This window comes from Burkholderia sp. LS-044 (genome assembly GCF_004803625.1).
Lineage (GTDB): Bacteria > Pseudomonadota > Gammaproteobacteria > Burkholderiales > Burkholderiaceae > Burkholderia > Burkholderia cepacia.
The window spans coordinates 402,594-428,825 of the sequence record NZ_SSWO01000006.1 but is presented as its reverse complement, the minus strand read 5'-3'; the positions used below and the strand labels follow the sequence as shown (position 1 = coordinate 428,825).

General features: G+C 68.5%; 22 protein-coding genes. 13 read left to right on the top strand and 9 right to left on the bottom strand.

Annotated elements, in window-relative coordinates:
• Positions 1-4: 4 nt before the first annotated feature.
• The 3 genes from macA to E9536_RS18825 are packed head-to-tail and all read left to right on the top strand — an operon-like array spanning position 5 to position 4,648.
• Positions 5-1,198, top strand: a complete 1,194-nt coding sequence (gene macA, locus E9536_RS18835; protein ID WP_027789607.1) for a macrolide transporter subunit MacA — start codon at positions 5-7, stop codon at positions 1,196-1,198.
• Positions 1,199-1,200: 2 nt separating this feature from the next.
• The gene (locus E9536_RS18830; protein WP_136470381.1) at positions 1,201-3,261 is read left to right on the top strand and encodes a MacB family efflux pump subunit; all 2,061 of its coding nucleotides are present in this window, start codon (positions 1,201-1,203) and stop codon (positions 3,259-3,261) included.
• A 13-nt stretch (positions 3,262-3,274) separates the two neighbouring features.
• Positions 3,275-4,648, top strand: a complete 1,374-nt coding sequence (locus tag E9536_RS18825; RefSeq protein WP_136470380.1) for an efflux transporter outer membrane subunit — start codon at positions 3,275-3,277, stop codon at positions 4,646-4,648.
• Positions 4,649-4,699: 51 nt separating this feature from the next.
• Here the strand turns inward: E9536_RS18825 and E9536_RS18820 are convergent, their stop codons facing one another.
• Positions 4,700-6,238, bottom strand: a complete 1,539-nt coding sequence (locus E9536_RS18820) for an MFS transporter (RefSeq protein WP_136470379.1) — start codon at positions 6,236-6,238, stop codon at positions 4,700-4,702.
• A gap of 178 nt (positions 6,239-6,416) precedes the next feature.
• On the opposite strand from E9536_RS18820, the gene E9536_RS18815 reads away from it, so the two are divergent.
• On the top strand, positions 6,417-7,322 hold the full coding sequence (locus E9536_RS18815; RefSeq protein WP_136470378.1) for a LysR family transcriptional regulator: 906 nt from the start codon (positions 6,417-6,419) through the stop codon (positions 7,320-7,322).
• Between the two features lie 55 nt (positions 7,323-7,377).
• Here E9536_RS18815 and E9536_RS18810 read toward each other — a convergent pair whose 3' ends face one another.
• The 6 genes from E9536_RS18810 to E9536_RS18785 all read right to left on the bottom strand — a co-directional run bounded on the left by E9536_RS18810 (position 7,378) and on the right by E9536_RS18785 (position 14,894).
• Positions 7,378-8,517 carry an enoyl-CoA hydratase/isomerase family protein gene (locus E9536_RS18810; protein ID WP_042976715.1) on the bottom strand — a complete coding sequence of 380 codons (1,140 nt, stop codon included), beginning with the start codon at positions 8,515-8,517 and terminating at the stop codon, positions 7,378-7,380.
• Positions 8,514-9,305: an enoyl-CoA hydratase gene (locus E9536_RS18805; RefSeq protein ID WP_059492046.1), complete on the bottom strand. Its 792-nt coding sequence runs from the start codon at positions 9,303-9,305 to the stop codon at positions 8,514-8,516. The genes E9536_RS18810 and E9536_RS18805 overlap by 4 nt, the downstream gene beginning before the upstream one ends.
• Entirely contained in the window at positions 9,302-10,204 is a 903-nt protein-coding gene (gene mmsB, locus E9536_RS18800; protein ID WP_027789614.1) for a 3-hydroxyisobutyrate dehydrogenase, read from the bottom strand. The genes E9536_RS18805 and mmsB overlap by 4 nt, the downstream gene beginning before the upstream one ends.
• A 15-nt stretch (positions 10,205-10,219) precedes the next feature.
• Entirely contained in the window at positions 10,220-11,749 is a 1,530-nt protein-coding gene (locus tag E9536_RS18795; RefSeq protein ID WP_060198036.1) for a CoA-acylating methylmalonate-semialdehyde dehydrogenase, read from the bottom strand.
• A 108-nt stretch (positions 11,750-11,857) separates the two neighbouring features.
• A complete protein-coding gene (locus E9536_RS18790) occupies positions 11,858-13,564 on the bottom strand; it encodes an AMP-binding protein (RefSeq protein WP_060312673.1) in 1,707 nt (568 codons plus the stop codon).
• Between the two features lie 196 nt (positions 13,565-13,760).
• Positions 13,761-14,894, bottom strand: a complete 1,134-nt coding sequence (locus E9536_RS18785) for an acyl-CoA dehydrogenase family protein (RefSeq protein ID WP_027789617.1) — start codon at positions 14,892-14,894, stop codon at positions 13,761-13,763.
• Positions 14,895-15,031: 137 nt separating this feature from the next.
• On the opposite strand from E9536_RS18785, the gene E9536_RS18780 reads away from it, so the two are divergent.
• The 3 genes from E9536_RS18780 to E9536_RS18770 all read left to right on the top strand — a co-directional run bounded on the left by E9536_RS18780 (position 15,032) and on the right by E9536_RS18770 (position 18,541).
• Complete coding sequence (locus E9536_RS18780; protein ID WP_059525454.1) at positions 15,032-16,066, top strand: AraC family transcriptional regulator; 1,035 nt, start codon at positions 15,032-15,034, stop codon at positions 16,064-16,066.
• A 121-nt stretch (positions 16,067-16,187) separates the two neighbouring features.
• Positions 16,188-17,771, top strand: coding sequence for a nodulation protein NfeD (locus tag E9536_RS18775; protein WP_060286004.1), 1,584 nt, complete (start codon positions 16,188-16,190; stop codon positions 17,769-17,771).
• Positions 17,768-18,541, top strand: coding sequence for a slipin family protein (locus E9536_RS18770; protein WP_060173642.1), 774 nt, complete (start codon positions 17,768-17,770; stop codon positions 18,539-18,541). Before E9536_RS18775 ends, E9536_RS18770 begins: the two co-directional genes overlap by 4 nt.
• Positions 18,542-18,631: 90 nt before the next feature.
• On the opposite strand, the gene E9536_RS18765 is transcribed toward E9536_RS18770, so the two are convergent.
• Complete coding sequence (locus E9536_RS18765; protein WP_059698299.1) at positions 18,632-19,909, bottom strand: HAD family hydrolase; 1,278 nt, start codon at positions 19,907-19,909, stop codon at positions 18,632-18,634.
• 427 nt (positions 19,910-20,336) lie between these two features.
• On the opposite strand from E9536_RS18765, the gene E9536_RS18760 reads away from it, so the two are divergent.
• The 6 genes from E9536_RS18760 (at position 20,337) to E9536_RS18735 (ending at position 25,686) form a co-directional block, all read left to right on the top strand.
• Positions 20,337-21,233, top strand: coding sequence for a M24 family metallopeptidase (locus E9536_RS18760; protein WP_060286005.1), 897 nt, complete (start codon positions 20,337-20,339; stop codon positions 21,231-21,233).
• A 44-nt stretch (positions 21,234-21,277) separates the two neighbouring features.
• Positions 21,278-23,065, top strand: coding sequence for an SDR family oxidoreductase (locus E9536_RS18755; RefSeq protein WP_060357672.1), 1,788 nt, complete (start codon positions 21,278-21,280; stop codon positions 23,063-23,065).
• Between the two features lie 30 nt (positions 23,066-23,095).
• A complete protein-coding gene (locus E9536_RS18750; RefSeq protein ID WP_136470377.1) occupies positions 23,096-24,001 on the top strand; it encodes a metal-dependent hydrolase in 906 nt (301 codons plus the stop codon).
• A gap of 79 nt (positions 24,002-24,080) precedes the next feature.
• The gene (locus E9536_RS18745; RefSeq protein ID WP_027789625.1) at positions 24,081-24,368 is read left to right on the top strand and encodes a hypothetical protein; all 288 of its coding nucleotides are present in this window, start codon (positions 24,081-24,083) and stop codon (positions 24,366-24,368) included.
• Positions 24,369-24,619: 251 nt separating this feature from the next.
• Entirely contained in the window at positions 24,620-24,997 is a 378-nt protein-coding gene (locus tag E9536_RS18740; RefSeq protein WP_059698527.1) for a DUF2917 domain-containing protein, read from the top strand.
• A 314-nt stretch (positions 24,998-25,311) separates the two neighbouring features.
• Entirely contained in the window at positions 25,312-25,686 is a 375-nt protein-coding gene (locus E9536_RS18735; RefSeq protein WP_027789627.1) for a DUF2917 domain-containing protein, read from the top strand.
• Between the two features lie 148 nt (positions 25,687-25,834).
• Here E9536_RS18735 and E9536_RS18730 read toward each other — a convergent pair whose 3' ends face one another.
• Positions 25,835-26,113 (bottom strand): hypothetical protein, encoded by a 279-nt coding sequence (locus E9536_RS18730; protein WP_006480752.1) that lies wholly within the window; start codon positions 26,111-26,113, stop codon positions 25,835-25,837.
• Positions 26,114-26,232: the final 119 nt, after the last annotated feature.

The window sequence follows — 26,232 nt, the reverse complement described above, 5'->3', positions numbered from 1 at the left end:
GCTCATGACTCAGAAGACCCATCGCCGCCGGCGCATCGTGCTGGCCACCGTTGCCATCGTCGCGATCGCCACCGGTGTCACGCTGAAGGCGTGCGCACCCGACAAGCATCCGCAATACCTGTCCGCGCCCGTCTCGCGCGGCGACCTCGAAAACGCGGTGCTGGCCACCGGTGCGCTGCAGGCATTCAGGCAGGTCGACGTCGGCGCGCAAGTCTCGGGGCAGTTGAAGTCGCTGAAGGTCAAGCTCGGCGACAAGGTCACGAAGGGCCAGTGGCTCGCCGAGATCGACCCCGTGCTCTCGGAAAACGCGCTACGGCAGGCACGCGCCAGCGAAGAAAGCCTGCGCGCGCAGCAGCAATCGACCGCCGCGCAACTCACGCAGGCGGAACTCGCGTTCCGGCGCCAGCAGGCCATGCTGCCCGACGACGCGACGTCGCGCGAGTCGTTCGAAGCCGCGCGCGCGACGCTCGACGTGCAGCGCGCGACGCTCGCGTCGCTCGCCGCGCAGATCCGCTCGGCCCGCATCCAGATCGAGACCGCACAGGCCAACCTCGGCTACACGCGCATCGTCGCGCCGATCGACGGCCAGGTCGTCGCGATCGTCACGCAGGAAGGCCAGACGGTGATCGCGCAACAGCAGGCGCCGGTGATCCTGAAGCTCGCGGATCTCGACACGATGACCGTGAAGGCGCAGGTGTCGGAAGCCGATGTGATCCGCGTGAACGCCGGCCAGACCGCGTATTTCACGATCCTGGGCGAACCGGACAGGCGCCACTACGGCAAGCTGCGCGCGATCGAGCCGGCGCCGCAGAACTACGCCGAGACGCAAAGCGCACTCGGCGGCGGCGCAGGCGGCGGCGCGAAACCGAATTCGGCAGTGTTCTACAACGCGTTGTTCGAGGTGCCGAATCCCGAGCACCGGCTGCGCATCTCGATGACCGCGCAGGTCAACATCGTGCTCGGCAACGCACGCAACGCGCTCAGCATTCCGGCCGCCGCGCTCGGCGAGAAACGCAAGGACGGCACCTACGCGGTGCGCGTGCTGCGCGCCGACGGCAGCACGGAAACGCGCAACGTCCGCATCGGCATCAACAACAACGTGCGCGTCGAAGTGCTGGCCGGCCTGAAGGACGGCGAACGCGTCGTGATCGGCGAGGCGTCCGCGGACGACCACGCACCGCTGGCGGACGTGGTGTGACGATGAGCCAGCCCCTGCTGAAACTCTCCGCCGTCACACGACGCTTTCCGGCCGGCGACAAGGACGTCGTCGTGCTGAACAACGTCAACCTGTCGATCCACGCGGGCGAGATCGTCGCGATCGTCGGCGCGTCGGGCTCCGGGAAGTCGACGCTGATGAACATCCTCGGCTGCCTCGACCACCCGAGCGAAGGCACCTACACGGTCGGCGGTCGCGACACGCACATGCTCGACAGCGACGAGCTCGCCCAACTGCGCCGCGAGCACTTCGGCTTCGTGTTCCAGCGCTATCACCTCCTGCCGCACGTCGATGCCGCCGCGAACCTCGAAATGCCCGCGATCTATGCCGGCACGCCGCGCGCGGAGCGGCACGCGCGCGCACGCGAGCTGCTCGCGCGCCTCGGGCTCGCGGATCGCGCGCACCATCGCCCCGGGCAACTGTCCGGCGGCCAGCAGCAGCGCGTGAGCATCGCGCGCGCGCTGATGAACGGCGGCCAGGTGATCCTCGCCGACGAACCGACCGGCGCGCTCGACACGAAAAGCGGTCAGGACGTGATCCGCATCCTGCACGAGCTGAACGCGCTCGGCCACACGATCGTCATCGTCACGCACGACAAGGCCGTCGCGCGCCATGCGCGGCGCATCATCGAGATCAGCGACGGCGCGATCGTCGCCGACCGGCCGAACCGCCACCATGCGGAAGCCCTCGCGGAAGCAGCCGCGGGCGCGGATGCAGCGGAAGCGAGCGTAGCGGAAACCGGCACACCGTCCGCCCGCGATCGTCACGACACGCCGTCGCCGCCCGCGGCAGTCGCCCCCGATCCGCAGGCCGATGCCGCCCCGCGCGCACGCCGCTTCGCGGCCGGCTCCGGGCGCTTCGCCGAGGCCTGCCGGATGGCGTGGATCGCACTCGTGTCGCACCGGCTGCGCACGCTGCTGACGATGCTCGGCATCATCATCGGCATCACGTCGGTCGTGTCGATCGTCGCGATCGGCGAAGGCGCGAAGCGCTACATGCTCGACGAGATCGGCAGCATCGGCACGAACACGATCAACATCTACCCGGGCACCGACTGGGGCGACAGCCGCGCCGACGCGATCCAGACGCTCGTGCCCGCCGATGTCGCCGCGCTCGCCGAGCAGCCGTACGTCGACAGCGCGACGCCCGAAACGTCGCGCACGCTGCTGCTGCGCTACCGCAACGTCGACGTGAACGCGCTCGTGAGCGGCGTCGGCGACCGCTTCTTCCAGGCGCGCGGGATGCGCTTCGCGCTCGGTGTCGCATTCGACGAGGACGCGGTGCGCCGCCAGGTGCAGGTGGCCGTGATCGACCAGAACACGCGCCGCAAGCTGTTCGGCGCGACGCGCAACCCGATCGGCGAAGTGATCCTGGTCGACAACGTGCCGTGCGTGGTGATCGGCGTGACGGCGGACAAGAAGAGTGCATTCGGCAGCGTGAAGAGCCTGAACGTGTGGGTGCCGTACACGACCGCGAGCGGGCGTCTCTTCGGGCAGCGTTATCTCGACAGTATCACCGTGCGCGTGCGCGACGGGCAGCCGAGCGCCGCCGCCGAAAAAAGCCTCGAAACGCTGATGAAGCAGCGCCACGGCCGCAAGGACTTCTTCACGTACAACATGGACAGCGTCGTGAAGACCGTCGAGAAAACCGGCCAGTCGCTGACGCTGCTGCTGTCGCTGATCGCCGTGATCTCGCTCGTCGTCGGCGGAATCGGCGTGATGAACATCATGCTGGTGTCGGTGACCGAGCGCACGCGCGAAATCGGCATCCGGATGGCGGTCGGCGCGCGCCAGTCCGACATCCTGCAGCAGTTTCTCGTCGAGGCCGTGCTGGTCTGCCTGCTCGGCGGCACGATCGGCATCGCGCTGTCGTTCGGGCTCGGCGCGCTGTTCTCGATGTTCGTCGCGCAGTGGAAGATGGTGTTCTCGGCCGGCGCGATCGTGACCGCGTTCGTCTGCTCGACGCTCACCGGTGTGATATTCGGCTTCATGCCCGCGCGCAACGCATCGCGGCTCGATCCGATCGACGCGCTCGCGCGCGACTGACGCAAGGCCCGCCATGACGCATTCCTCACCGCTTCAGCGCCTCGGCGCATTCGCATGCGCGGCCGCGCTGCTCGCCGGCTGCGCGGGCGCGCGCCATGATCCGCTGCCCGCCGTCGCGATGCCCGCGAACTGGTCGGCGCCGGTTTCCGCCGACGCACCGGCCGCGACGCGCGACTGGTGGCGCAGCTTCGGCGATCCGCAACTCGACGCGCTGATCGACGACGCGCTGCGCGCCAACAACGACCTCGCGATCGCAGCGATCCGCGTGTACCGCGCGCAACTGCAGGCCGGGCTCGCGAATACGAACCTGACGCCCAACGTGACGCTCGGCGCGAACGGTGCCGTGTCGCGCACGCTCGATACGCACCAGATGCGCCGGTCGAGCAACGCGAACGTTTCGCTCAGCTATGAAATCGACCTGTGGGGCCGGCTGGCCGCGCTACGCGACGCCGCGCGCTGGGAAGCCGACGCAACGGCCGCCGATCTCGAAGCCGCGCGGCTGTCGCTGATCGGCACGACCGCGTCGCTGTACTGGCGGATCGGCTTTCTGAACCGGCAGATCGCGCTCGGCGACGCAAACATCGCGTACGCGGTCCGCACGCTCGCGGTCGTCCGGTCGCGGCACACGGCCGGCGCCGTGTCGGGGCTCGACCTTGCGCAGGCCGAACAAAGCCTCGCCACGCAACGCGCCGCGCAGACACGCCTGATCCAGCAGCGTACCGAGAACCGTCACGCCCTCGCGATCCTGTTCGACCGGCCACCGCAGCAACGTGCGGCCGAACCGCCCGCGCTGCCGGACGCGCCGCCGCCGGAAGTGGCGGCCGGCCTGCCGGCCAGCCTGCTCGGCCGGCGCCCCGACTTGCGCGCGGCGGAATTCAGGCTGCGCGAATCGCTCGCGCAGGTCGACGCGACACGTACCAGTTTCTACCCGACCTTCACGCTGACCGGCGCGGCCGGCACGTCGAGCACGAGCCTCGAGCGCGTGCTCGCGAATCCGGTCGGCACGCTCGGGCTCGGCCTGGCCCTGCCGTTCATCCAGTGGAACACGATGCAGCTGCAGATCAAGGTGTCGAAGACGCAGTACGAGGAGGCCGTCGTCGGGTTCCGGCAGAAGCTCTACACGGCACTCGCGGAAGTCGAGAACGCGCTGTCGGCGCGCGTCCAGCTCGAACGCGAGGCCGAACAGCGCGCGCTGTCGCTGGCGCAGGCGCAGCGCGCCGAGCGGCTCGCCGCCGCGCAGTTCGCGGCCGGCGCGACCGCCGTGCAACCGTGGCTCGACCAGCAGCAGCGGCTGCGCGATGCGCAAAGCGCCGAAGAACAGACGCGGCTGGACCGGCTCAACAACCAGATGACCCTGTACCGCGCGCTCGGCGGCGGGATGTCCTGACCGGCCCGCGCACCGGGCCGGCCGCCCCTGCCCCGCCGGCCATGCGCGGCGTCATTCGCACACGGCCGCCCCGCGCCGCGCCGGCGCGAACGCCACCGCGCTCGCCGTCGCGAGCACGGCCACGCCGGCCGCGCCGTACACCATCACCCAGCCGAACCCGTGCACGAGCGCCGCATGCAACACCGCGCCGGTCGGGTCGGCCTGTGCAAGCGCCGGTGCGATCGCGTGCAGCCCGTCGGTTCGCCCGGAAGCAATCTCCTGCGCGAGCCGGCGCAGCGCCCCGTCGCCGATCGTGCCCGCGACACCGCCCTTCAGGCTCGCGACGATCCCCGCGACCAGCACGAAGCCCATGGCCGCGATATTCAGTGCGAGCGAGATCATCCGCGCGCTCATGTCGATGCCCGACGCCATCCCGGCCCGCGCGCTCGGCACCGCACCCGTCGTCGTATTGGTCACCGGCGTGTTCGTGAGCCCGAGCCCGATGCCGGCGATCACGCAGCCGGGCAGCATCGTCACCCAGCTCGCGTGGTCGGCCGCGCTGCCGATCCGCATCAGCGCAAAACCGGCGGCAATCGTGAACAAGCCGCCCGGGATCACGACGCCTGGTCCGTAGCGCAGCGCGAGCCGTTCGCCGAACGGCGGCGCGACCAGCGTCGGCAGCGTGTACGCGAGCAACGCGAGGCCGGCCGTCACGCTGTCGTAGCCGAGCGCGACCTGGAACCAGATCGGCAGGTAGATCATGAACGGCCAGAAGCTGAAGTTCATCCCCATCGAGCCGAAGATCGCGCCGGTGAACGCGCGAATCCGGAACACCGAGAAGTCGAACATCGGCCGCGCGCTCGCGCGTTCCGCGAGGAAGAAGCCGGCCACCGCCAGCACGGTCGCGCCGAGCACGCCGAGGCCGGCGGCGCTCGTCAGCCCGAGTTCCGCGCTTTGGGTGATGTAGAAGGCCAGGCCGAGCACCGCGAGCGACAGCGTGACGATGCCCGCCACGTCGAGGCTGCCCGCGTGCGGATCGCGCGACTCCTGCACCGCGCCGCCGATCAGCGCGAGCGCGACGGCCGCGAGCGGCGCATGGACGAGGAACACCCACGGCCAGCTCGCCAGCGCGACGATCGCGCCGCCGACGATCGGCCCGAAACCGAGCCCGATGCCGAACACGATCCCCCAGATCCCGAATGCGCGGCCGCGCTCGCGGCCCTCGCGGAACTGGTGCGACAGCACCGCAATCTGGCAGATCAGCATCGCGCCGCCGCTGGCGCCCTGCAGCAGCCGGCCCGCGACGAGCACCGGCACGTTCGGCGCGAGCCCGCACAGCAGCGACGTCGCGCCGAACAGCACGGTGCCGATCACGTACACGCGCTTGCGGCCGAAGCGGTCGGCGAGCGTGCCGGCCGCCATCAGCACGGTCGTGCACGCGATCGTGTACGCGTTCATGATCCACTGCATGCCGTTGAAATCGCCATGCAGCACGTGTTCGAGCGTCGGCAGGATCACCGGCACGCTCGAGATTTCGAGGCCGAACATCAGCGACGTGAGACAGACGGCCGCGAGCGCGACCGCATTCCTGCGGGAGTCGGATAGCGTCATGCGTATTGCGCGGCGGCCCGGCAACGGGCCGCGCGCCTCCAGATGAGAAGGATGGGCCGCGCGCGGCCGGCAACGCACGCTGAACCGGAATCGGTACTATAGTGAGAATTCCGATCCCCATTGACGCAGGCATTTCTCCAGACTGGGGAACCACAGGACTCAATCACCCCTCCCTCCGATGACCGACAGACTCGACGGCGTGACGACCTTCGTCCAGGTAGTGGAATCGGGCAGCTTCGCGCTCGCGGCGGAGCGGCTCGACATGACGCGTTCGGCCGTCGGCAAGGCGGTCGCGCGGCTCGAGAAGCGGCTCGGTGCGCGGCTGCTGCAGCGCACGACGCGCAGCCAGAGCCTGACCGACGACGGCCAGGCGTACTACGACCGCTGCGTGCGCGCGCTGGCGGAACTGGAAGCGGCGGAGGCCGACCTCGACTGCGGCCGCAACGAGCCGCGCGGGAAGCTCCGCCTGAGCGTGCCGCTCGCGTTCGGGCACCACTGCGTGACGCCCGTCGTGCTCGATCTCGCACGCACCTACCCGGATCTGCGGATCGACGTGTCGATCACCGACCGTTTCGTCGATCTCGTCGAGGAAGGCATCGACCTCGCGGTGCGGATCGGCACGCTCGCGGACAGCACGAGCCTCGCGGTGCGGCGACTCGGCACGCAATACGGCAGCCTCGGCGCGGCGCCGTCATATCTCGCCCGCCACGGGATGCCGAAGACGCTCGACGACCTGAAGCATCACCGGACGATCGCGTATTCACGCTCGGGCGTGGTTCAACCGTGGGACTTGCGCGCGCCGGACGGCTCGACGGTACGTTTCGACATGCCGCACCAGCTCAGTTTCGACGACGTGCAGGCGATCGCGGCGGCCGGCGCATCGGGGTTCGGGATCGCCTGGCTGCCGAGCTGGCTGCTCGATCACTACGTGAAGCGCGGCGAGATGACGGTCGTGCTCGACCGCTGCTTCGTCTGCGAAGGCGACATCCACGCGATCTGGCCGAAGACGCGCTACCTGCCGCGCAAGACGCGCTGCGTGATCGACGCGTTCGCGCAGGCGATTCCGCCGATGATCGAGCGGTGAAATGACACGCGCGCCGCGCGGCAGCCTGTGCCCGCACGGCGCGCCGGCTACGCGCTTACGCCGCGCCGAGATCGGCGAGCGGATGCGCGAACAGCTTCCACGGCGACGTGAGGAAATGCCGCACGCGTTCGGCGCGCAGCTCGACGAGCGACGCCGGCGCCCAGCGCGGCTTGCGATCCTTGTCGACGAGATGCGCGCGTACGCCTTCGCAGAAGTCGCCTTCCTCGATCGCGCGCGCGACGATGCCGAGCTCCATCCGGAACGATTCGGCGAGCGTCATCTGGCGGCCGCGCAGCAGCGCCTCGCGCGTCACGTACAGCATCGTCGGCGAATGGCCCGTGAGCGCATCGAGCGTCGCCTGCAGCCATTGACGGTGCTCGCGCGACAGTTCCTCGCGCGCGAGATCCTGCGTCAGCGTCGCGACGATCCGCTCGACGGTCGAGCGCTTGTCGAAGTGACGCACGATCCACGGCATCTGCCCGTCGAGCGCCGCATGCGGCACGACGTTGCAGGGCGGCTCGAACACCTTGCGCAGCAGCGGCAGCGCATCGCCTTCCCACTTGACGCTTTCGATGCGCGTCTCGAACGTGTCGAGCCACGCGGACGGCACGCACAGATCCGCGAGCTTCGCAGTCAGCGCGTCGGCACCGGACAGCATCGCGCCGGTCAGCCCGACGTACAGCTCGAGTTCCGCCGGCATGCGCGACAGGAAATGCGTCGCGCCGACATCGGGCACGAGGCCGATGCGCGTTTCCGGCATCGCGATCTTGCTGCGCTCGGTCGCGACGCGCAACGCGGCGCCCTGCGCAAGCCCCATCCCGCCGCCCATCGTCACGCCGTCCATCAGCGCGACCACCGGCTTCGGGAACGTATGGATCGCGTAGTCGAGCCGATACTCGTCGACGAAGAACGGCAGCCAGGTTTCGCGCTGCGCGACCATCCTGTATAGCGCGCGCACGTCGCCGCCCGCGCAGAAGCCCTTCTCGCCCGCCCCGCGCAGCACGACCGCGACGATCTGGTCGTCGTGGCGGCAGCGTTCGAGCAGCGCGGCCAGCTCGCCGATCATCGCGTACGACAGCGCGTTGAGCGCGGCCGGCCGGTTCAGCGTGATCAGCGCCACGCGATTCACCACGCGGAACAGTACCTCGGGGGCATGCTCCGCGAACGCGTCATGATTCGTGACCGGCGTGCTCATCGTTGCCCCTCCCCGTCGATGTGCCACTGCGGCGCGCGCTTGCCGAGGAACGCGGCCACGCCTTCGCGCGGATCGCTGGTATCGAACAGGTCGACGAAGCGTTCGCGCTCGACCGCAAGCGCCGCGCCGCGCGGCACGCCGCGGCGCGCGAGGCCGATCAGCTCCTTGCTGTACGCGACCGCGTGCGGGCTCTGCCGCGCGACGTTGCGCGCCAGCGCCAGCGCCGCATCGCGCGACGCGCCCGACTCCACGACGTCCTCGACGAGGCCGATGCGCAGCGCGGTGGCCGCGTCGACACGCGCGCCGGTCAGGATGATCTTCTTCGCCCAGCCTTCACCGACGAGCCAGGGCAGCGTCTGCGTGCCGAGCCCGCACGGCAGCAGGCCGACCGACGGCTCGGGCAGCGCCATCTGCGCATGGGTCTCGGCAATCCGCAGGTCGCACGCGAGCGCACATTCGAGCCCGCCGCCCATCGCGTAGCCGTTGATCGCCGCGATCGTCACGACACGCGCGTCGTGCAGCGCCTCGAACGCCGCGCCGAAACGCGACGCCATCGCGCGCGCGACCGCGCGGTCGCCTTCGGCGAAGGTGTTGAGGTCGGCACCCGCGCTGAAGAATTTCGGGCCGTCGCCCGTGATCACCAGCGCGCGCACGCGCGGGTTCGCATTCAGTTCGGCGACGGTGTCCTGCAGTTGCCGCAGGCCGTCGGCGGTAAAGGCGTTCGCGGGCGGACGCTTGAGCGTCGCGCACGCGATCGCGCCGTCGTCGACGTAGTCCAGTTCGATCATGACGCGTCCTTCTTGCTGGCCGGTTGGTACAGGCGGATCACCGCCGAGAAATCGAGCTGGCCGTCGCCACGGCTGCTCATCGTCTGGTACAGCTGCTGCGCGAGCGCGCCGAGATAGACGGGCTGGCGCGCCTGCTTCGCGGCGTCGTTCGCGAGGCCGAGATCCTTCAGCATCAGGTCGGTGCCGAAGCCGCCCGAGTAACCGCGCGACGACGGCGCGGTCTCGATCACGCCCGGATACGGGTTGTAGGTGTCCGAGCTCCAGCAGCGGCCTGTCGACGTGTTGACGATGCCGGCCAGCACCTTCGGATCGATGCCGAGCGCGACGCCGAGCGACATCGCCTCCGACACCGCCGCCATCGAGATGCCGAGCACGAGGTTGTTGCAGACCTTCGCGACCTGCCCCATGCCCGTCGCACCGCAGTGAACGATGTTCTTGCCCATGCCCGCGAGGACGGGCTTCACGCGCTCGAAATCCGCGTCGCTGCCGCCGACCATGAAGGTCAGCGTGCCGGCCGCCGCGCCGCCGGTGCCGCCCGACACGGGCGCATCGACGAACGCGCCGCCGTGCTCGCGCACGAGCGCGCCGAACGCCTGTGCGCTCGCCGGGTCGATCGTGCTCGAATCGATCACGGTCGCGCCCGCGCCGAGGCCGGCGAGCACGCCGTTCTCGCCGGACAGCACCGAGCGCACGTGCGGCGCGGCCGGCAGCATCGTGATGACGAACGTCGCGCCCGATGCGGCATCGCGCGGCGACGCGGCCACCTGTGCGCCGGCATCCTGCAGTGCGCGCAAGGCGTCGGCGCTCAGGTCGAACGCGTGCACTTCGTGGCCGGCTTTCAGCAGGTTCAGCGCCATCGGCGCGCCCATGTGGCCGAGGCCGATAAATCCGATTTTCATGTTGTCCTCCACGGCTCAGTGCAGCCGGATCGTCGTATTCACCGGGCCGGCCGTCGTGTCGTCGTCGAACCAGCGCGCGGTGACCGTCTTGGTCTGCGTGTAGAACTGCACGACCTGCTTGCCGTACGGGCCGAGATCGCCGAGCTTCGAGCCGCGTGAACCGGTGAAGCTGAAGAACGGCACAGGCACCGGGATCGGGATGTTGATGCCGACCTGGCCGATGTCGATCTCGCTCTGGAACTTGCGCGCGGCCGCGCCGCTTTGCGTGAACAGGCCCACGCCGTTGCCGAACGGGTTCGCGTTGACGAGCGCGATCGCGTCGTCGAGCGAGTCGGCTTCGAGCACGACGAGCACCGGGCCGAAGATTTCGTGCGTGTAGATCGACATGTCGGTCTTCACGCCCGAGAAGATCGTCGGGCCGATGAAGTTGCCGCTTTCGTAGCCGGCCACCTTCACGTCGCGACCGTCGAGTTCGAGCTTCGCGCCTTCGCTCACGCCCGCTTCGATCAGCGACAGGATGCGCGCCTTCGCGGCCTTCGACACGACCGGGCCGACGTCGGTGCCGGCTTCCGCGCCCGCATTCACCTTCAACAGCTTCGCCTTCGCGACGAGATCGGGCAGCCAGTCGCGCGCTTCGCCAACCAGCACCGCGACCGACGTCGCCATGCAGCGCTGCCCCGCCGCGCCGAAGCCGGCGCCGACGAGCGCATTGATCGTCTGCTCGCGGTTCGCATCGGGCAGCACGACCGCATGGTTCTTCGCGCCCATCATCGACTGAACGCGCTTGCCGTGCGCGCTGCCGAGGTTGTACACGTGCGTGCCGACGGTCGTCGAGCCGACGAACGAGATCGCCTTCACGAGCGGATGCGTGCAGATCGCGTCGACGACTTCCTTGCCGCCGTGCACGACGTTCAGTACCCCTTTCGGTACGCCGGCCTCGATGGCGAGCTCGACGAGCTCCATCGTCGACATCGGGTCCTGCTCGGACGGCTTGAGCACGAACGTGTTGCCGCAGACGATCGCCATCGGGAACATCCACAGCGGAATCATCGCGGGGAAGTTGAACGGCGTGATGCCCGCGCACACGCCGAGCGGCTGGCGCAGCGTATAGGTATCGACGCCGCCCGCGACGTTCTCCGCGAATTCGCCGAGCTGCAGCGAACCGATCGAGCACGCGTGCTCGACCACTTCGAGGCCGCGGAAGATGTCGCCTTCGGCATCGGGAATCGTCTTGCCCTGCTCGGCCGTCAGCGTCTTCGCGATGCGCTGCTGGTTCGTGCGCACCAGATCCTGGAACTTCAGCATGATGCGCATGCGCGCGGCGATCGGCGTGTTCTTCCACGTCGCATACGCGGCGTGCGCGGCCTGCACGGCCGCGTCGACTTCCGCGACGGTCGCGAACGGCACGCGCGCGAGCACCTGCTGCGTTGCCGGGTTGACGATGTCGCGCCACTCTTTCGTGGCGGACTCGACGAAAGCGCCGTCGATCAGCAGCTTGACCGTCGGCACGTCTTGCCCCGTCCGGGGCGTCGGATTCGCGTTCATCGATCCCTTCTCCTTGCAGAGGGCCGCGAAGCGCGATATCGCCGCGCGGCCGGTTCAATTCGGCTGCGGGCGGCGGCCGCGACAGGCGGCGCGCGGCCCGCGGTCACGTCATTTCAGTTCGGCAGCAAAATCTTCTTCCCAGTATTCGCCGGGCATGCGCGCGCTCGCGTCGTCGCCGCGCTCGATCTCGCGGCGGCGCAGCTCGACGCGGCGGATCTTCCCCGAGATCGTCTTCGGCAGATCGGCGAACTGCAGGCGGCGGATGCGCTTGTACGGCGCGAGCTTCTCGCGCGAGAAACGGAAGATCTCCAGCGCGAGCGCGGGGCTTTCCTCGTAGCCCTGCCGCAGCGTGATGAAGGTCTTCGGCACCGACAGCCGCACGGGGTCGGGGCTCGGCACGACGGCCGCCTCGGCGATCGCCGGATGCTCGATCAGCACGCTTTCCAGCTCGAACGGGCTCAGCCGGTAGTCGGACGACTTGAACACGTCGTCCGCGCGGCCGATGTAGACGTAATAACCGTCGTCGCCGCGCATCGCGATGTCCGACGTGCGGTAGTGGCCGTCGCGCATCGCGTAGGCGGTTGCATCGGGGTTGTTCGCATAGCCTTTCATCAGGCCCACCGGGCGCGCGACGTCGGCGCCGATCGGCAGCGCGACCTCGCCTTCGGTCACGGGCGCGCCGTCCGGGTCGAGCAGCGTAATGCGGTAGCCGGGCAGCGGCCGGCCCATCGAGCCCGCGACCACCGGCTGGCCCGGCGAGTTGCCGATCAGGCAGGTCGTCTCGGTCTGGCCGTAGCCGTCGCGAATCGCGATGCCCCACGCCTTCTTCACGCGCTCGATGATCTCGGGATTCAGTGGCTCGCCCGCGCCGACGATCTCGCGCAGCTTCACGTCGAACGACGCGAGCGGCTGCTGCACGAGCATGCGCCACACGGTCGGCGGCGCGCACAGCGTCGTCACCTGGTATTTGACGAGCGCATCGAGCACCACCTTCGGCTCGAAGCGCGCGTAGTTGAATGCGAACACGCAGGCCTGCGCGTTCCACGGCGCGAAGAAGCAGCTCCACGCGTGCTTCGCCCAGCCCGGCGAGCTGATGTTCCAGTGGATGTCGCCCGGTTGCAGGCCGACCCAGTACATCGTCGACAGGTGCCCGACCGGATAGGTGCGGTGCGTATGCTCGACGAGTTTCGGCTTCGACGTCGTGCCCGACGTGAAGTAGAGCAGCATCGGATCGTTCGCGTGCGTGACGGCGTCCGGCTCGAATTCAGCGCTCGCCGCGTAGCCGTCGTTCATCGCGAGCCAGCCCGCGCGCGGTGCGCCGGCGACGATCTTCTGCGCGAGGCCGAGATCGGGCTGGTCGAATTTCGCGGTTTCGTTCTCGTCGACGATCGCGTATTTCGCGCCGCCGATCTGCACGCGGTCGCGCACGTCGTCGGGCGACAGTTGCGTGGTAGCAGGCAGGACGATCGCGCCCAGCTTCATCGCGGCGAGCATCGCGTCCCACAGCTCGACACGGTTCGGCAGCATCAGCAGGATGCGATCGCCGCGCACGACGCCGATCGAGCGCAGCCAGTTCGCGATCCGCGACGAACGCTCGGACATCTGCGCGAACGAATACGGATCGCCCGTGCCGGTGGCCGCGTCGACGATCCACAGCGCGGGCTGGTCGTTGCCGCGCGCCATCGGGTCGAAGTAGTCGAGCGCCCAGTTGAACGCGTCGAGCACCGGCCATTCGAAATCGCGGTACGCGGTTTCGTAGTCGGTGCGATGGCGCAGCAGAAAGTCGCGTGCGTTCAGGAATGCCTGTACCGTCATCGTTTTGTCTCCTGTCGACGAGAGTTAGCGCTTTAGCGCTTACTCTCGTCCCATGCCTCGCGGTAAACCGGCAACATGACTGCAGCGCATGCCCGGTCTCCTCTGTCGCGGTGCACGGTCACGTCGTTGCGTGCCGCGTTCACCGCACTGCCCTCGTGCCCTGCGCGATGCTTCCTTTCGACCCGGATTTCGCGGCTCAAAGCTGCCGCGCGATCACCATCCGCTGCACTTCGCTGGTGCCTTCGTAAATCTGCGTGATGCGCGCGTCACGATAGTGGCGCTCGACTTCGTAATCGACCAGGTAGCCGTAGCCGCCGTGGATCTGGATCGCGTCCGAACACACGCGCTCGGCCATCTCCGACGCGAACAGCTTCGCCTGCGACGCTTCCGACAGGCACGGCAAGCCGGCCGTGCGCAGCTTCGCCGCGTGATGCACGAGCAGGCGCGCGGCGTTGATCTGCACGGCCATGTCGGCGAGCTTCTGCTGGATCGCCTGATGCTCGGCGATCGGCTTGCCGAACTGCACGCGCTCGCCCGCATAACGACGCGCCTTGTCGAACGCGGCACGCGCGATGCCGAGTGCCTGCGCGGCGATGCCGATGCGGCCGCCCTCGAGATTCGACAAAGCGATCTTCAACCCTTCGCCGCGATTGCCGAGCAGGTTTTCTTCCGGAATCGCGCAGTTCTCGAACGTGATCGGGCACGTATCCGATGCACGGATGCCCATTTTCTTCTCGGGCTTGCCGACGATGAAGCCCGGCGTGTCGGTCGGCACCAGGAACGCGGAAATGCCGCGCTTGCCGGCTTCCGGGTCCGTCATGGCAAAAACGATCGCCACCCCGGCGCGCTGGCCGTTGGTCACGAACTGCTTCGCGCCGTTCAGCACCCATTTGCCGTCGCGCAGTTCCGCACGCGTGCGCAGGTTGTTCGCCTCGGAGCCGGCCTGCGGCTCGGTCAGGCAGAATGCGCCGATCACGCGGCCCGCCGCCATGTCGGCCAGCCAGCGATCCTTCTGCGCGGGCGTGCCGAAACCGAGGATCGGCCCGCAGCCGACCGAGTTGTGCACGCTCATCATCGTCGCGCACGCGGCGTCGCCGGCGGCGACTTCCTCCATCGCCAGCGCGTAGGCCACGTAGTCCGTATACGAGCCGCCCAGCTCCTGCGGCACGATCATCCCGAGCAGGCCGAGTTCGCCGAGCTGCGCGACGATGGCGTCGGGCAGGTGCGCATCGTGGTCCCACTGCGCCGCGTTCGGCGCCAGCATCTCGGTGGCAAAGGCGCGTGCGGCGTCGCGGATCATCCGCTGGTCTTCGGTGTAAAGCTCGTCCATGGTGCTGCTGTCTCCCGCGGCCGCCGGGCGCGACCGTCCTTGCGTTTCGATGCAACAAGTGTAGGCAAGCACGCGCGACTGTTCGATGCTCGCGCCGCTCATTTACACTGAGCGTTTTTGCCACACCGGCGGCACGGATGAAGCAGGAAGACAAGGGAACCGTCGCGATCAGCCTCGTCGCTTACAGCGTCGCGCTCGCGACCCGGCGCGGCGTCGCGGCCGAACCGCTGCTCGCGCAGGCCGGCATCGCCCCGGCGCTGCTCGGGCAGCCGCGCGCACGCGTGTCCGCGCAACAATATGGCGCACTGTGGAACGCGATCGCGCGCACGCTCGACGACGAGTTTTTCGGGCAGGACCGCCACCCGATGCGCAGCGGCAGTTTCATCGCGATGAGCCAGGCGGCGCTGACCGCGCGCGACGGCCTGCACGCGATGGCGCGCGCGGTGAATTTCATGCACTGCGTGCTCGACGACCTGCACGCCGAACTCGACGCGAACCCGCAGCGCGTGCGGCTGCGCTTCGTGCACCGCAACAACGGTGCGACGCCGGCGATGTTCACGTACGCGACCTATTTCATCATCGTCTACGGGCTGACCTGCTGGCTGATCGGGCGGCGCATCCCGCTGCTGCATGCGAGCTTCCGCTGCGACACGCCGCCCGCCGACCATGAATATCCGTCGATGTTCTGCGACGACATGCGTTTCAACGAACCCGATTCGTATGTCGATTTCGATCCCGAATTCGCGACGCTGCCGGTCGTGCAGAACGCGAAGTCGCTGAAGACGTTCCTGCGCAACGCGCCGGCGAGCTTCATCGTCAAGTACCGCAACCCGAACGCGCTCGCGCAGCGCGTGCGCGCGGTGCTGCGCGGGATGCCGCCCGCCGCGTGGCCGGGCGCGGGCGGGATGGCCGCGCGGCTGCACGTGGCCGAGGCCACGCTGCGCCGCAAGCTGCACCAGGAAGGCCACGCGTACCAGTCGATCAAGGACACGCTGCGGCGCGACCTCGCGTTCGAGGCGCTGGCCGACCCCGCGCGCACGATCGCCGACGTCGCGGCTGCAACCGGTTTCGCGGAACCGAGCGCGTTCTACCGCGCATTCCGCAAATGGAGCGGACGCAGCCCGGCCGACTATCGCGACGAAGTGCTCGCGCGCGGCGGCGGCGCGAGCTGAGGCCGGCCGGCACGGCGCTCGCTTCGCGCTTTCCGCCGAAACCGCCTAATCTTTAAGCATCGGGCCCACGCCCTTTCCGCAAGCCGGATGGCGCACGGCCACGCGCCGCCCGGACGCCCCGATGCACGTTCACCGTCACGGGCCGTCGCCGGTGCCTGTCACGCCCGGCGGCCACCCTCGTCACCCGCTGTCCGCGCGGGTCGCGCGCGCCGCGCTGTTCGCGGCGCTGCTCGTCGTGTGTGCCGCGGTCGCCGCGCCGCCGTCCGCCGACACACCCGCCGCACCCGCCGCCGCCCGCCCGGTCATCGTGATCCCGATCAACGGCGCGATCGGGCCCGCCAGCGCCGATTTCATCGTGCGCTCGCTCGACCGTGCGGCACGCCAGCACGCGCCGCTCGCGATCCTGCAGCTCGACACGCCAGGCGGCCTCGACACGTCGATGCGGCAGATCATCAAGGCCATCCTCGGCTCGCCCGTGCCGGTCGCCGCGTTCGTCGCGCCGGGCGGCGCGCGGGCCGCCAGCGCGGGCACCTACATCGTCTATGCCAGCCACTTCGCGGCGATGGCGCCCGGCACCAATCTCGGCGCGGCGTCGCCGGTGCAGTTCGGCATCGGCGGCGCCGCGCCGCCGGGTGCGAACCCCGCTGCACCGCGCCCGCCGGCCGGAACCCCGGGCGCGTCAGGGGCATCCGGTGCGTCCGAGGCCGCCACGCAGGCCGCATTGCCGACCGACACGCAATCGACCGAGATCCGCAAGGCGATGCAGGACGCGTCCGCCTACATCCGCGGCCTCGCGCAGCTGCGCGGGCGCAATGCCGAATGGGGCGAGCGCGCGGTGCGCGAAGCCGTCAGCCTGTCGGCCAGCGAGGCGCGCGCGCAGCACGTCGTCGACCTGATCGCGCAAGATCCGGCCGACCTCGCGCGCCAGCTCGACGGCCATACCGCAACGACTACCGCCGGCACGGTGAAGCTCGCGACCACGCACGCGCCGCTCGTCATCGTCGAACCCGACTGGCGCAGCCGCTTCCTCGCGATCATCGCCGATCCGAACGTCGCGCTGATCCTGCTGACGATCGGCATCTACGGCCTCTTCTTCGAGTTCGCGAACCCCGGCTTCGTGCTGCCGGGCGTCGCCGGCACGATCTGCCTGCTGGTCGGGCTGTTCGCGATGCAGCTGCTGCCGATCAGCTATGCGGGCCTCGGCCTCGTGCTGCTCGGCCTCGGCTGCCTGGTCGCCGAGGCGTTCCTGCCGACCTTCGGCGTGCTCGGTTTCGGCGGGATCGTGTCGTTCACGATCGGCGCGCTGATGCTGATCGACACCGACGTGCCCGGCTACGGGATTCCGTGGCCCGTGATCGCGAGCCTGGCGCTCGGCGGCGGGCTGCTCGTCGCGGGCGTGTCGAGCGTCGCGCTGCGCGCGCGGCGGCGCCCGGTCGTGACGGGTGCCGAGGCGATGGTCGGCAGCATCGGCGAGGTGCTCGACGACGGCCTGCGCGCCGACCAGCCGCACGGCGCGGCCGGCACCGCTCCATCGGCCGCGGGCTGGGCGCGCGTGCATGGCGAGCGCTGGCGCGTCGCGAGCAGCGTGCCGCTCGCAGCCGGCTGCCGCGTACGCGTCACCGGCCGCCAGGGGCTGATGCTCACCGTCGCGCCGCTGTACGACGTGCCGGCGCAGGAACAACAACATCAAGGTGAACCAACATGATCGGCTACACATTCGGCTTCAGCAGCGTCCTGATCGTCTTCGCCGTGGTGCTCGTTGCGTCGTCGATCCGCATCTTCCGCGAGTACGAGCGCGGCGTCGTGTTCATGCTCGGCCGGTTCTGGAAAGTGAAGGGGCCGGGGCTCGTGCTGATCATCCCGATCGTTCAGCAAGTCGTGCGGATCGACCTGCGCACCGTCGTGTTCGACGTGCCGCCGCAGGACGTGATCACGCGCGACAACGTGTCGGTGAAGGTGAATGCGGTCGTGTATTTCCGCGTCGTCGATCCGGAGAAGGCCGTGATCCAGGTCGCGCGCTTCTTCGACGCGACGAGCCAGCTCTCGCAGACGACGCTGCGTTCGGTGCTCGGCAAGCACGAGCTCGATGCGCTGCTGGCCGAGCGCGAACAGCTGAACGCCGACATCCAGAAGACGCTCGATGCGCAGACCGATGCATGGGGGATCAAGGTATCGACCGTCGAGATCAAGCACGTCGACCTGAACGAGACGATGATCCGCGCGATCGCCCGGCAAGCCGAGGCCGAGCGCGAACGGCGCGCGAAGGTGATTCATGCGGAAGGCGAACTGCAGGCATCGGAGAAGCTGCTGCAGGCCGCGCAGCGGCTCGCACTGCAGCCGCAGGCGATGCAGTTGCGCTACCTGCAGACGCTGACGACGATCGCAGCGGACAAGAATTCGACGATCGTATTTCCGCTGCCGATCGATCTGCTGGGGGCGTTGCTGGATCGGCTGGGTACGCCGCGCGAGCGCTGAGACGCGCGAGTTCCGGCCCGCGCGACGCGCCGCCGTCGATCCCGCCGGACACCGGGCCGCCACGGCCCGGCACCCGGCAGCAGGCACCCGTCAGGCGAGCAGCTTGCGCTCGCTCTTGCCGTACTTGATCGACTTCTCGTCGGGAATCATCAGGCCCGTGTGCTCGTCGCGGCCCTGCAGCAGGAAGCGCGCATCCGGCTGGCCGATCTGCCCGGCCGCGAGCTTGCTGTCCGCGCCGATCTCGCCCTTCTTCATCCGGTTGACGATCACGCCGGCCGCGGTGTCCTTGAAGTCGCGCAGCATCCACGCGTCGCCGTCGCTGTCGCCGAACACCAGCAGCGGGCCGTAGCCCTTCTTCGATACGAGCACGTTGCGGATGCCCACCGTCTTGCCGGGCCCCCAGTTGAAATGCCAGCCGGCCGGATAGGTGCTCGTGTACTTGCCGTCCTGCATGTCGAGGCGCAGGCCGATCACGTTCTCCGGCGGCACGCCGTAGCCGTAGTTCGGATTGCCGGCGAACACGCGCACCACATCGTCGAGCGACGCGGTGCTCACGTACACGTCGATGCCGTTCGCGCGCAGCGTGTGCATCACCGCGCGGATTTCCTCATGGATGCGAATGCCGTGAAAATGCGTATCGGCCACGACGCCGGCCTTGCCCGGCAGCGTCTTCGGGCTTTCGTAGCGAACCTTGCGCAGCGCGTCGCCGATCCCGTAGTTGTCCGACGCTTCCGCCATCGCCTGCAGCTCGGCGGTCGTCATGTTCTTGTAGAAATAGATGATCCACTTGTAGCCGACTTCGAGCGGGTGCGTGTCGCAGATCGCGTCGTACATGAAGTACAGCTTCGCGCGGAAATCCTTGAACTGGTCGGTCTCGTGAATCTCGTCGAGGCTCTTGCTGCCGCCGAAACCCTTGTAGTTCGCGTAGAGCCAGCGGTAGTCGGATTCGACGTCGGCGGCGAGATCCTCCATCGTCACCGGCTTGCCGTCGACGGTCGTGTAGTCCTTCATGAACGCGCCCTTCGGCACGTCCTTCCACATCACGCCGACGAATTCGTCCGGTGTCAGCTTGTATTGCAGATGGTTGATCTGGTACATCAGCAACGCCTCTTCGCAGTCGTTCATGATGCACGTGTTGTCCCAGTCGAACACCGCGTACGGGCGGCGCTTTTCGTCGTAGCGCGCGCTCGCGACGCCATGCTGGTCGAGCACCGCCTGCAGGCGCGCGGCGTTGAACGGCGACCAGCGGCCCGGGTCCAGCGCGTCCGGCGCGGTGGCGCTCTTTGCGTCGGCGGTGCCGGCCTTGAGCATCAGCGACGTCGCAGCGGTCGCCGCGGCAAGGGTGTTCATGAACTGGCGGCGTTGCATGGTCTCTCCGTGGAAATGTCGAATCGGTTCCGTTCACTGCCCCGTGCGGCGCACTGGCGGGTCATCGCCACCGCGAAGCCGGGACGGCTTCGAATCGGGGGCGAATGATGTGTCGAAATTATTTCGGCAATTTGACAGCGTCACGCCGCGACACGACGGCGAGTTGATCCGGCGCGACATGCCGGGCATCACGAAACGATCGAACACGGCCGTTCGGGCCAGCGACGAACCCGCTCGCGACATCGTCCGGAAACCTAGAGGCTCCCCTCCATTTCCCCCTGCCATTAGGACAAATCCTCACGTCCCGGCACGCGGAACCGTCTATGATCGTTACATTGCACAATGACACATTAAATGCTGACTGAATAACCCGTGACGGCGACGCCGGCGGACGGATTCCGGATCAGCGCCCCCTTGGAGACGCATCATGGCCGACCACTCGCTGCCGGAAGTCCACCTCGACGAGCTGCCGCAATTCCGCGCGGTCCAGCAGCTTGCCTACCGCTGTGTCGAGACCGTCGGCGCGATGCTCTACCCCGGCATCACCGAAAAGGAAGCCGCGCGCCTCCTGACCGAATGGCTGCAGGACAACGGCGTGCAGGACTGGCTGCACAAGCCGTTCGCGTGGTTCGGCGACCGCACCGCCTTTCAGGGCTTCTCGGGCCTCAAGCACATGGGCGGCTTCAATCTCGCGTTCTTCCCGAGCAACCGGCAGCTCGAAACCGACATGCCGGTGATCCTCGACGTCGCGCCGGTGCTCGACGGCATCGTGGCCGACGTCGGCTACGCGCATTGCCTCGGCCAGAACCCGATCCTCGAGCAGCTGCAGGACGACCTGATGGACCATCGCGACCTGATCGTGCGGCTCGTGAAGGCGCGCCGGCCGATGGCCGAGGTCGCGCAGGAAGTCGACGCGCTGTGCCGCCGCCAGGGCGTCGAGCCGCGCCACAAGGCCTATCCGTTCAAGGTGCTCGCGCATCGCGTCGCGAAGATCCACAAGCTGTCGAAGCCGCGCTTCGTCGCGCGCTTCGGGCTGAACGCGACGCGCAACCTGCTGCTCGACCAGGGGCGCGCGGCGAAACAGCAAGGCTGGTCGCCGCTGTGGTCGATCGACCGCCGCTCCGAGCATGCGCCCGTGCCGGGCCTGTGGGCCGTCGAGCCGCATCTCGGCTTCGCCGGCGTCGGTGCGAAATTCGAAGAGTTGCTCGTGATCACCGAAGACGACGCGTACTGGCTCGACGACGACCTGCCGCACGTGCGCCGCTGGCAGCGCCGCCTGGCCGAGCGTGCGCAAGCCGTCGCGACCGTGCCGGCCGCCGCCTGACGCGAACCCGACTTTCTCCCCACTCCCTGAACGACGGACTCACGATGCAGCCTCTTTCCGACGAAGCGCCGCTGGCCCTGTTCGAATCGGTTCATGGCGAAACGGCGGTCGCCTCCGGCGACCTGACGCTCGCGGTCAGGACCTGGGGCGACCCGGCCCGCTCGCCGGTCGTGCTCGTGCACGGTTATCCCGACGACAGCAGCGTCTGGCAGCACGTCGCGCCGCTGCTTGCGCGCAAGCACTACGTGATCGCATACGACGTGCGCGGCGCGGGACTGTCCGGCGTGCCGCAGCGCACGGCCGACTACCACCTCGCGAAGCTGACCGACGATTTCGTCGCGGTGATCGACGCGCTCTGCCCCGGTCGCGCCGTACATCTGGTCGCGCACGACTGGGGCTCGATCCAGGGCTGGGAATTCGTCACCGATCCGCGCCTTTCCGGCCGCATCGCGTCATACACGTCGTGCTCGGGGCCGTGCCTCGACCATGTCGGCTTCTGGCTGCGCGAACGCGTGCTGCACCCGACGCCCGCGTCGCTCGCCAAGCTCGGCGGCCAGCTCGTGCGCTCGTGGTACGTGTACCTGTTCCACCTGCCGTTCATCCCGGAGCTCGGCTGGCGGCTGTGGCTTGGCCGCGCGTGGCCGCGCCTGCTGCGCCGGCTCGAGAAAACGCCCGTCGCGCCGCGTCCGACGCAAGCCGACGACGGCGCGCGCGGCGTGCGCCTCTATCGCGCGAATTTCATCCGCTGCCTGTTCGCGCCGCGCGAACGCCATGCGCATGCACCGGTGCAGACGATCGTGCCGCTCGGCGACAAGTACGTGAGCCCCGCGCTGTCCGAGAACCTGTCGCGCTGGGTGCCGCAGTACTACCGCCGTGAGGTCGCGGCCGGCCACTGGCTGCCGCTCGCCGATCCGGCGCGCTTCGCGGATCTGGCCGGGCAACTGATCGACGCGGTCGAATCGGGCAACGAGCCGCCCGCACTCGCGAACGCGCGCCGCCGCGCAACGAGCGGCCGCTTCAGCGGCAAGGTCGCGGTGGTCACCGGCGCGGGCAGCGGCATCGGCCGCTGCGCGGCGCTCGCGTTCGCGCGCGAAGGCGCGACGATCGTCGCGTGCGACATCGATCTCGCGAGCGCCGAACGCACCGCGCTGCTGATCGGGCTGACCGGCGCGCAGGCCCACGCGAAACGCGTCGACGTCGGGTCCGCCGACGAAATGGAAGCGCTGGCTACGTGGGTCGGCGACGAACTCGGCGGCGCCGACGTGGTGATCAACAACGCCGGCATCGGCATGGCCGGCGGCATCCTCGACACGAGCACGCGGCACTGGGAGCGCATCCTGCACGTGAACCTGTGGGGCGTGATCCACGGCTCGCGGCTGTTCGCGCAGCAGATGGCCGCGCGCGGCACCGGCGGGCACATCGTCAACACCGCGTCGGCCGCCGCGTTCGGGCCGTCGCGCGACCTGCCCGCGTATGCGACGACGAAGGCCGCCGTGCTGATGCTCAGCGAATGCATGCGCGCGGAGCTCGCGGAAAAGGGCATCGGCGTGACGGCCGTGTGCCCCGGCTTCGCGGAGACCGGAATCATGGCGTCGACGCAATACGCGGGCGCCAATGCACAGGACGAAGCGCGGCTGCGCAAGCGCGCGACGAAGCTGTACCAGATGCGCGGCCTGAAACCCGAAACCGTCGCGCAGGCGATGGTCGACGGCGTGCTGCGCAACCGTCCCGTCGTCGCCGTCGGCGGCGAGGCGCATGCCATGCGTTTCGTCGGCCGCTTCATGCCGTGGCTCGGCCGGATGATCGCCCGCGTCAGCATGGCATCGCATTGACGGCGCACGACGCCGCACAGGGAGACAAAGATGACCGATACCGCCGACTATCACAAGATCAAGGCCCGGCACGTGAAGTTCGACTTCAGCGACACGCCGGTCACCTGGGTGCCGAACGACCCGGGCAGCACGCACATCATCAACACGCTGAACCTGCTGTTCCCGGAAGGCGAGCTGTGGTTCTGCCGCGTGTACAACAAGGCCTTGCCGCTGATCACCGACGCGCGCCTGCGCGACGAGGCCGAAGGCTTCCTGCGGCAGGAGGCCGTGCATTCGCGTTCGCACGGCGGCGTGCTGAAGCACTACTACGACCGGCACGGGATCGACACGAAGCCGTTCACGCAAAAGCTCAACCGGCTGTTCACGCGCGTGCTCGGCGAACAGCCGCTCGGGCTGAAGATCGGCCACTCGCGTTTCTGGCTGCGGCAGCAGCTCGCGGTGATCGCGTCGCTCGAGCATTTCTTCGGCTATCTCGGCAACTGGGTGCTCAACGCGCACGGGCTCGACGAGGGGAAAGCCGACCCGACGATGGTCGACCTGCTGCGCTGGCACGGCGCGGAAGAGGTCGAGCACCGCACGGTCGCATTCGACATCTACCGGCACATGGGCGGCACCTATCCGGAGCGCTGCGTGCACATGGCGTTCGTGATCCTGCTGCTGCTCTACTACATCACGACGGGCGCGAAGTTCATGTACCGGCGCGACCCGGACGCCGGCCGCTACCCGGGTTTCGTGCTCGCGTGGTGGCAAGGCTCGCGGCGCGGGCACCTGCCGTCGTTCTGGAAGGTGATCGGCGCGGCGCTGCGCTATTTCAAGCCCGGCTATACGCCGCATCACGAAGGCTCGACCGAACAGGCGCTCGCCTACCTCGCCCGTTCGCCGGCCGCACAGGCGGCTGCGCACGGCGGCAACTGGGGCACGACGAAGGGCGCCTGACCGGGTTTCTTGCCGGCTCCACGGGCGGCGCCCGCCGAAATGCGTACAATCGCGGCTTCAATTTCCCGGAGGTGCCGCGATGGCCATGAAGAAAACCGATCTCGAAAAGAACAAGGCGCTCAAGCTGACGCACGCGATGAAGCAGTCGAGCTCCGCGCGTTTCGGCAAGGGTGCCGAAGAAGCCGTCAAGCTCGACCGCCGCGCGCAGCGCAAGCTCGACCAGGAACAGGGCCTCGTGCCGTTCGCATGCAAGCTCAACGCCGAACTCGTCGAACAGCTGAAGGCGCGCGCGGCCACGCACCCGGAAGGGATGACGGGCCTGCTGTCCGAGCTGCTCGTGAACGGCCTCGCACAACGCGACGCGTAACCGTCACGCATCTCGAAATTTCCGTTGACATTGATGCGCTGCCACGACACACTCGTTCGCATGCTTATGCTCAAGCCCGCCGCCATCGCGCATGAAAACCGAGTGAACGCCCATCCGTGGCGATCACTGGAGGCGCTTGTGCGTTAGCATCGAGATTCAGTTGCGCATGTCACAAGGCCTCGCCGGAAACGGATGGGGCCTTTTTGTTTTGGTGCGCGTCATCCCGCCCGGCTCAACGGATTGAGATGACGATGGACCAAGCAAGCCGGCTGGTTGTCTGCCCCGATCGGTGCCGCACCGATGCGATCGCGTTGCCGCGGGTCGTGATCCAGTTCACGGTCGCGCCGCGCAAGACGCTGGCGTGGCGCGCGCAAAACGATGCCGAGATTCGCGTGCACGACGCGACGCTGTGGGTCACGCGGCTGGGCAGCGTCGACGATTACTGGATACGAACCGGCGACGTGCTGCGCGTGCGGCGCGGCGATCGCATCTGGATGAGCACCGACGACACCCGTCCGGCCGAGGCATCGATCACGACCGCGTACGCGACGGGACACAGTGCATGGCTCGCGCGTGCGCTTGTACGAATGCGCAGCCTGTTGCGCGAACGATGTCGAAGTCGCTCATGACGAACGCGTCGCGACGCATGCGATCCGGGTACGCGGCCACTCGCGCGCAGCCGCCGACGCATCCCCTGCACTATCTCGAAAATTGTCGTTGACAACGCCGTTCCACGAAGACAAACTCGTTCGCATGCCTACGTACACGCTCGTCTCCGCCTCGATTCATCGATCGATGAACATTCGAAAGAATGGTTCACGGGAGGCGCTTGTGCGTTAGCAATCGGGCAGTACCGCATGTCACACAAGGCCTCGCCGGAAACGGATGAGGCCTTTTTGTTCTGGTGCGCGTCATCCATCCGGCTCAATCACTGGAGAAGACGATGGACCAGGCAAGCCCGCTGTTTGACCGTCCCGATCGGCGCCACGCCGGCACGATCGCGTTACCGACTGTCGTGATCCGTTTCGCGGTCGCGCCGCGCACGACGATGACCTGGCGCGCGCCGCGGGACGCGGAGCTCCGCACGCATGGCGCGGCGCTGTGGGTCACGCGCCCGCCGAGCGTCGACGATTGCTGGGTGCAGCCCGGCGACGTGCTGCGCATCGCACGCGGCGAACGCATCTGGCTCGGCACCGTTGCCGACCGGCCGGCAGAAGCGACGCTCACGACCGCGTACGTGCGTCGCGGCGAGCGCTTCAGGCGCACGCTCGCGCAAGTGCAACGTTTGCTCTTCGGGATAGCGGGAAGGAGTGGATGAGCGACGTGCCGTCAGGCACGCGAGACGCGGAACGGCCGCGACCGAAAACAGACGCACCCGCGGCATGAGGCGCCGCGGGTGCGCATCGAATGACGCGGCACGCCGGTGCGTGCCGCGAGCGATCGCGCGCCGCGATGCAGCTGGTGCATCAGGTGCTGGCGGCGAGACGCGGGCCCGTGCTGCGGGGAGTGGAATCGAGGTCGGGGCGTTGCGCTGCCTGCGAGGTCACCCACGGATCGATGCCCTGCTTCTGCACCTCCTCGAGGAATGACACACGTGTGCGCCAGTAATCCGCTTGTAATTTCGCGTCGATGACGCGCTGTTCGGCAGCGAACAGTTCCATGCGCGCCGTCACGAGCATCGACGCAGCGGTTTTTTCCGGCGTGGGGGCGTGTCGCATCGCCCAACGGCTGATCCAGTTCAACATGCTGACCTCCGTGATTACGGACGAACCCGCATCGGGCAATCGCAATCGGCCGTGCCTGCCCGAACGCGCAACGGCCTTGACCGCACTTCACCGCCCGGCCTGCACGGACTGCGACTCCC

Coding starts and splice junctions, on each gene's coding strand:
- E9536_RS18770 (WP_060173642.1), top strand. CDS start 17,768: ATGATCGGCTACACATTCGGCTTCAGCAGCGTCCTGATCGTCTTCGCC.
- E9536_RS18815 (WP_136470378.1), top strand. CDS start 6,417: ATGACCGACAGACTCGACGGCGTGACGACCTTCGTCCAGGTAGTGGAA.
- E9536_RS18775 (WP_060286004.1), top strand. CDS start 16,188: ATGCACGTTCACCGTCACGGGCCGTCGCCGGTGCCTGTCACGCCCGGC.
- E9536_RS18825 (WP_136470380.1), top strand. CDS start 3,275: ATGACGCATTCCTCACCGCTTCAGCGCCTCGGCGCATTCGCATGCGCG.
- mmsB (WP_027789614.1), bottom strand. CDS start 10,204: ATGAAAATCGGATTTATCGGCCTCGGCCACATGGGCGCGCCGATGGCG.
- E9536_RS18760 (WP_060286005.1), top strand. CDS start 20,337: ATGGCCGACCACTCGCTGCCGGAAGTCCACCTCGACGAGCTGCCGCAA.
- E9536_RS18780 (WP_059525454.1), top strand. CDS start 15,032: ATGAAGCAGGAAGACAAGGGAACCGTCGCGATCAGCCTCGTCGCTTAC.
- macA (WP_027789607.1), top strand. CDS start 5: ATGACTCAGAAGACCCATCGCCGCCGGCGCATCGTGCTGGCCACCGTT.
- E9536_RS18785 (WP_027789617.1), bottom strand. CDS start 14,894: ATGGACGAGCTTTACACCGAAGACCAGCGGATGATCCGCGACGCCGCA.
- E9536_RS18790 (WP_060312673.1), bottom strand. CDS start 13,564: ATGACGGTACAGGCATTCCTGAACGCACGCGACTTTCTGCTGCGCCAT.
- E9536_RS18755 (WP_060357672.1), top strand. CDS start 21,278: ATGCAGCCTCTTTCCGACGAAGCGCCGCTGGCCCTGTTCGAATCGGTT.
- E9536_RS18810 (WP_042976715.1), bottom strand. CDS start 8,517: ATGAGCACGCCGGTCACGAATCATGACGCGTTCGCGGAGCATGCCCCC.
- E9536_RS18820 (WP_136470379.1), bottom strand. CDS start 6,238: ATGACGCTATCCGACTCCCGCAGGAATGCGGTCGCGCTCGCGGCCGTC.
- E9536_RS18735 (WP_027789627.1), top strand. CDS start 25,312: ATGGACCAGGCAAGCCCGCTGTTTGACCGTCCCGATCGGCGCCACGCC.
- E9536_RS18740 (WP_059698527.1), top strand. CDS start 24,620: ATGGACCAAGCAAGCCGGCTGGTTGTCTGCCCCGATCGGTGCCGCACC.
- E9536_RS18830 (WP_136470381.1), top strand. CDS start 1,201: ATGAGCCAGCCCCTGCTGAAACTCTCCGCCGTCACACGACGCTTTCCG.
- E9536_RS18765 (WP_059698299.1), bottom strand. CDS start 19,909: ATGCAACGCCGCCAGTTCATGAACACCCTTGCCGCGGCGACCGCTGCG.
- E9536_RS18730 (WP_006480752.1), bottom strand. CDS start 26,113: ATGTTGAACTGGATCAGCCGTTGGGCGATGCGACACGCCCCCACGCCG.
- E9536_RS18795 (WP_060198036.1), bottom strand. CDS start 11,749: ATGAACGCGAATCCGACGCCCCGGACGGGGCAAGACGTGCCGACGGTC.
- E9536_RS18805 (WP_059492046.1), bottom strand. CDS start 9,305: ATGATCGAACTGGACTACGTCGACGACGGCGCGATCGCGTGCGCGACG.
- E9536_RS18750 (WP_136470377.1), top strand. CDS start 23,096: ATGACCGATACCGCCGACTATCACAAGATCAAGGCCCGGCACGTGAAG.
- E9536_RS18745 (WP_027789625.1), top strand. CDS start 24,081: ATGGCCATGAAGAAAACCGATCTCGAAAAGAACAAGGCGCTCAAGCTG.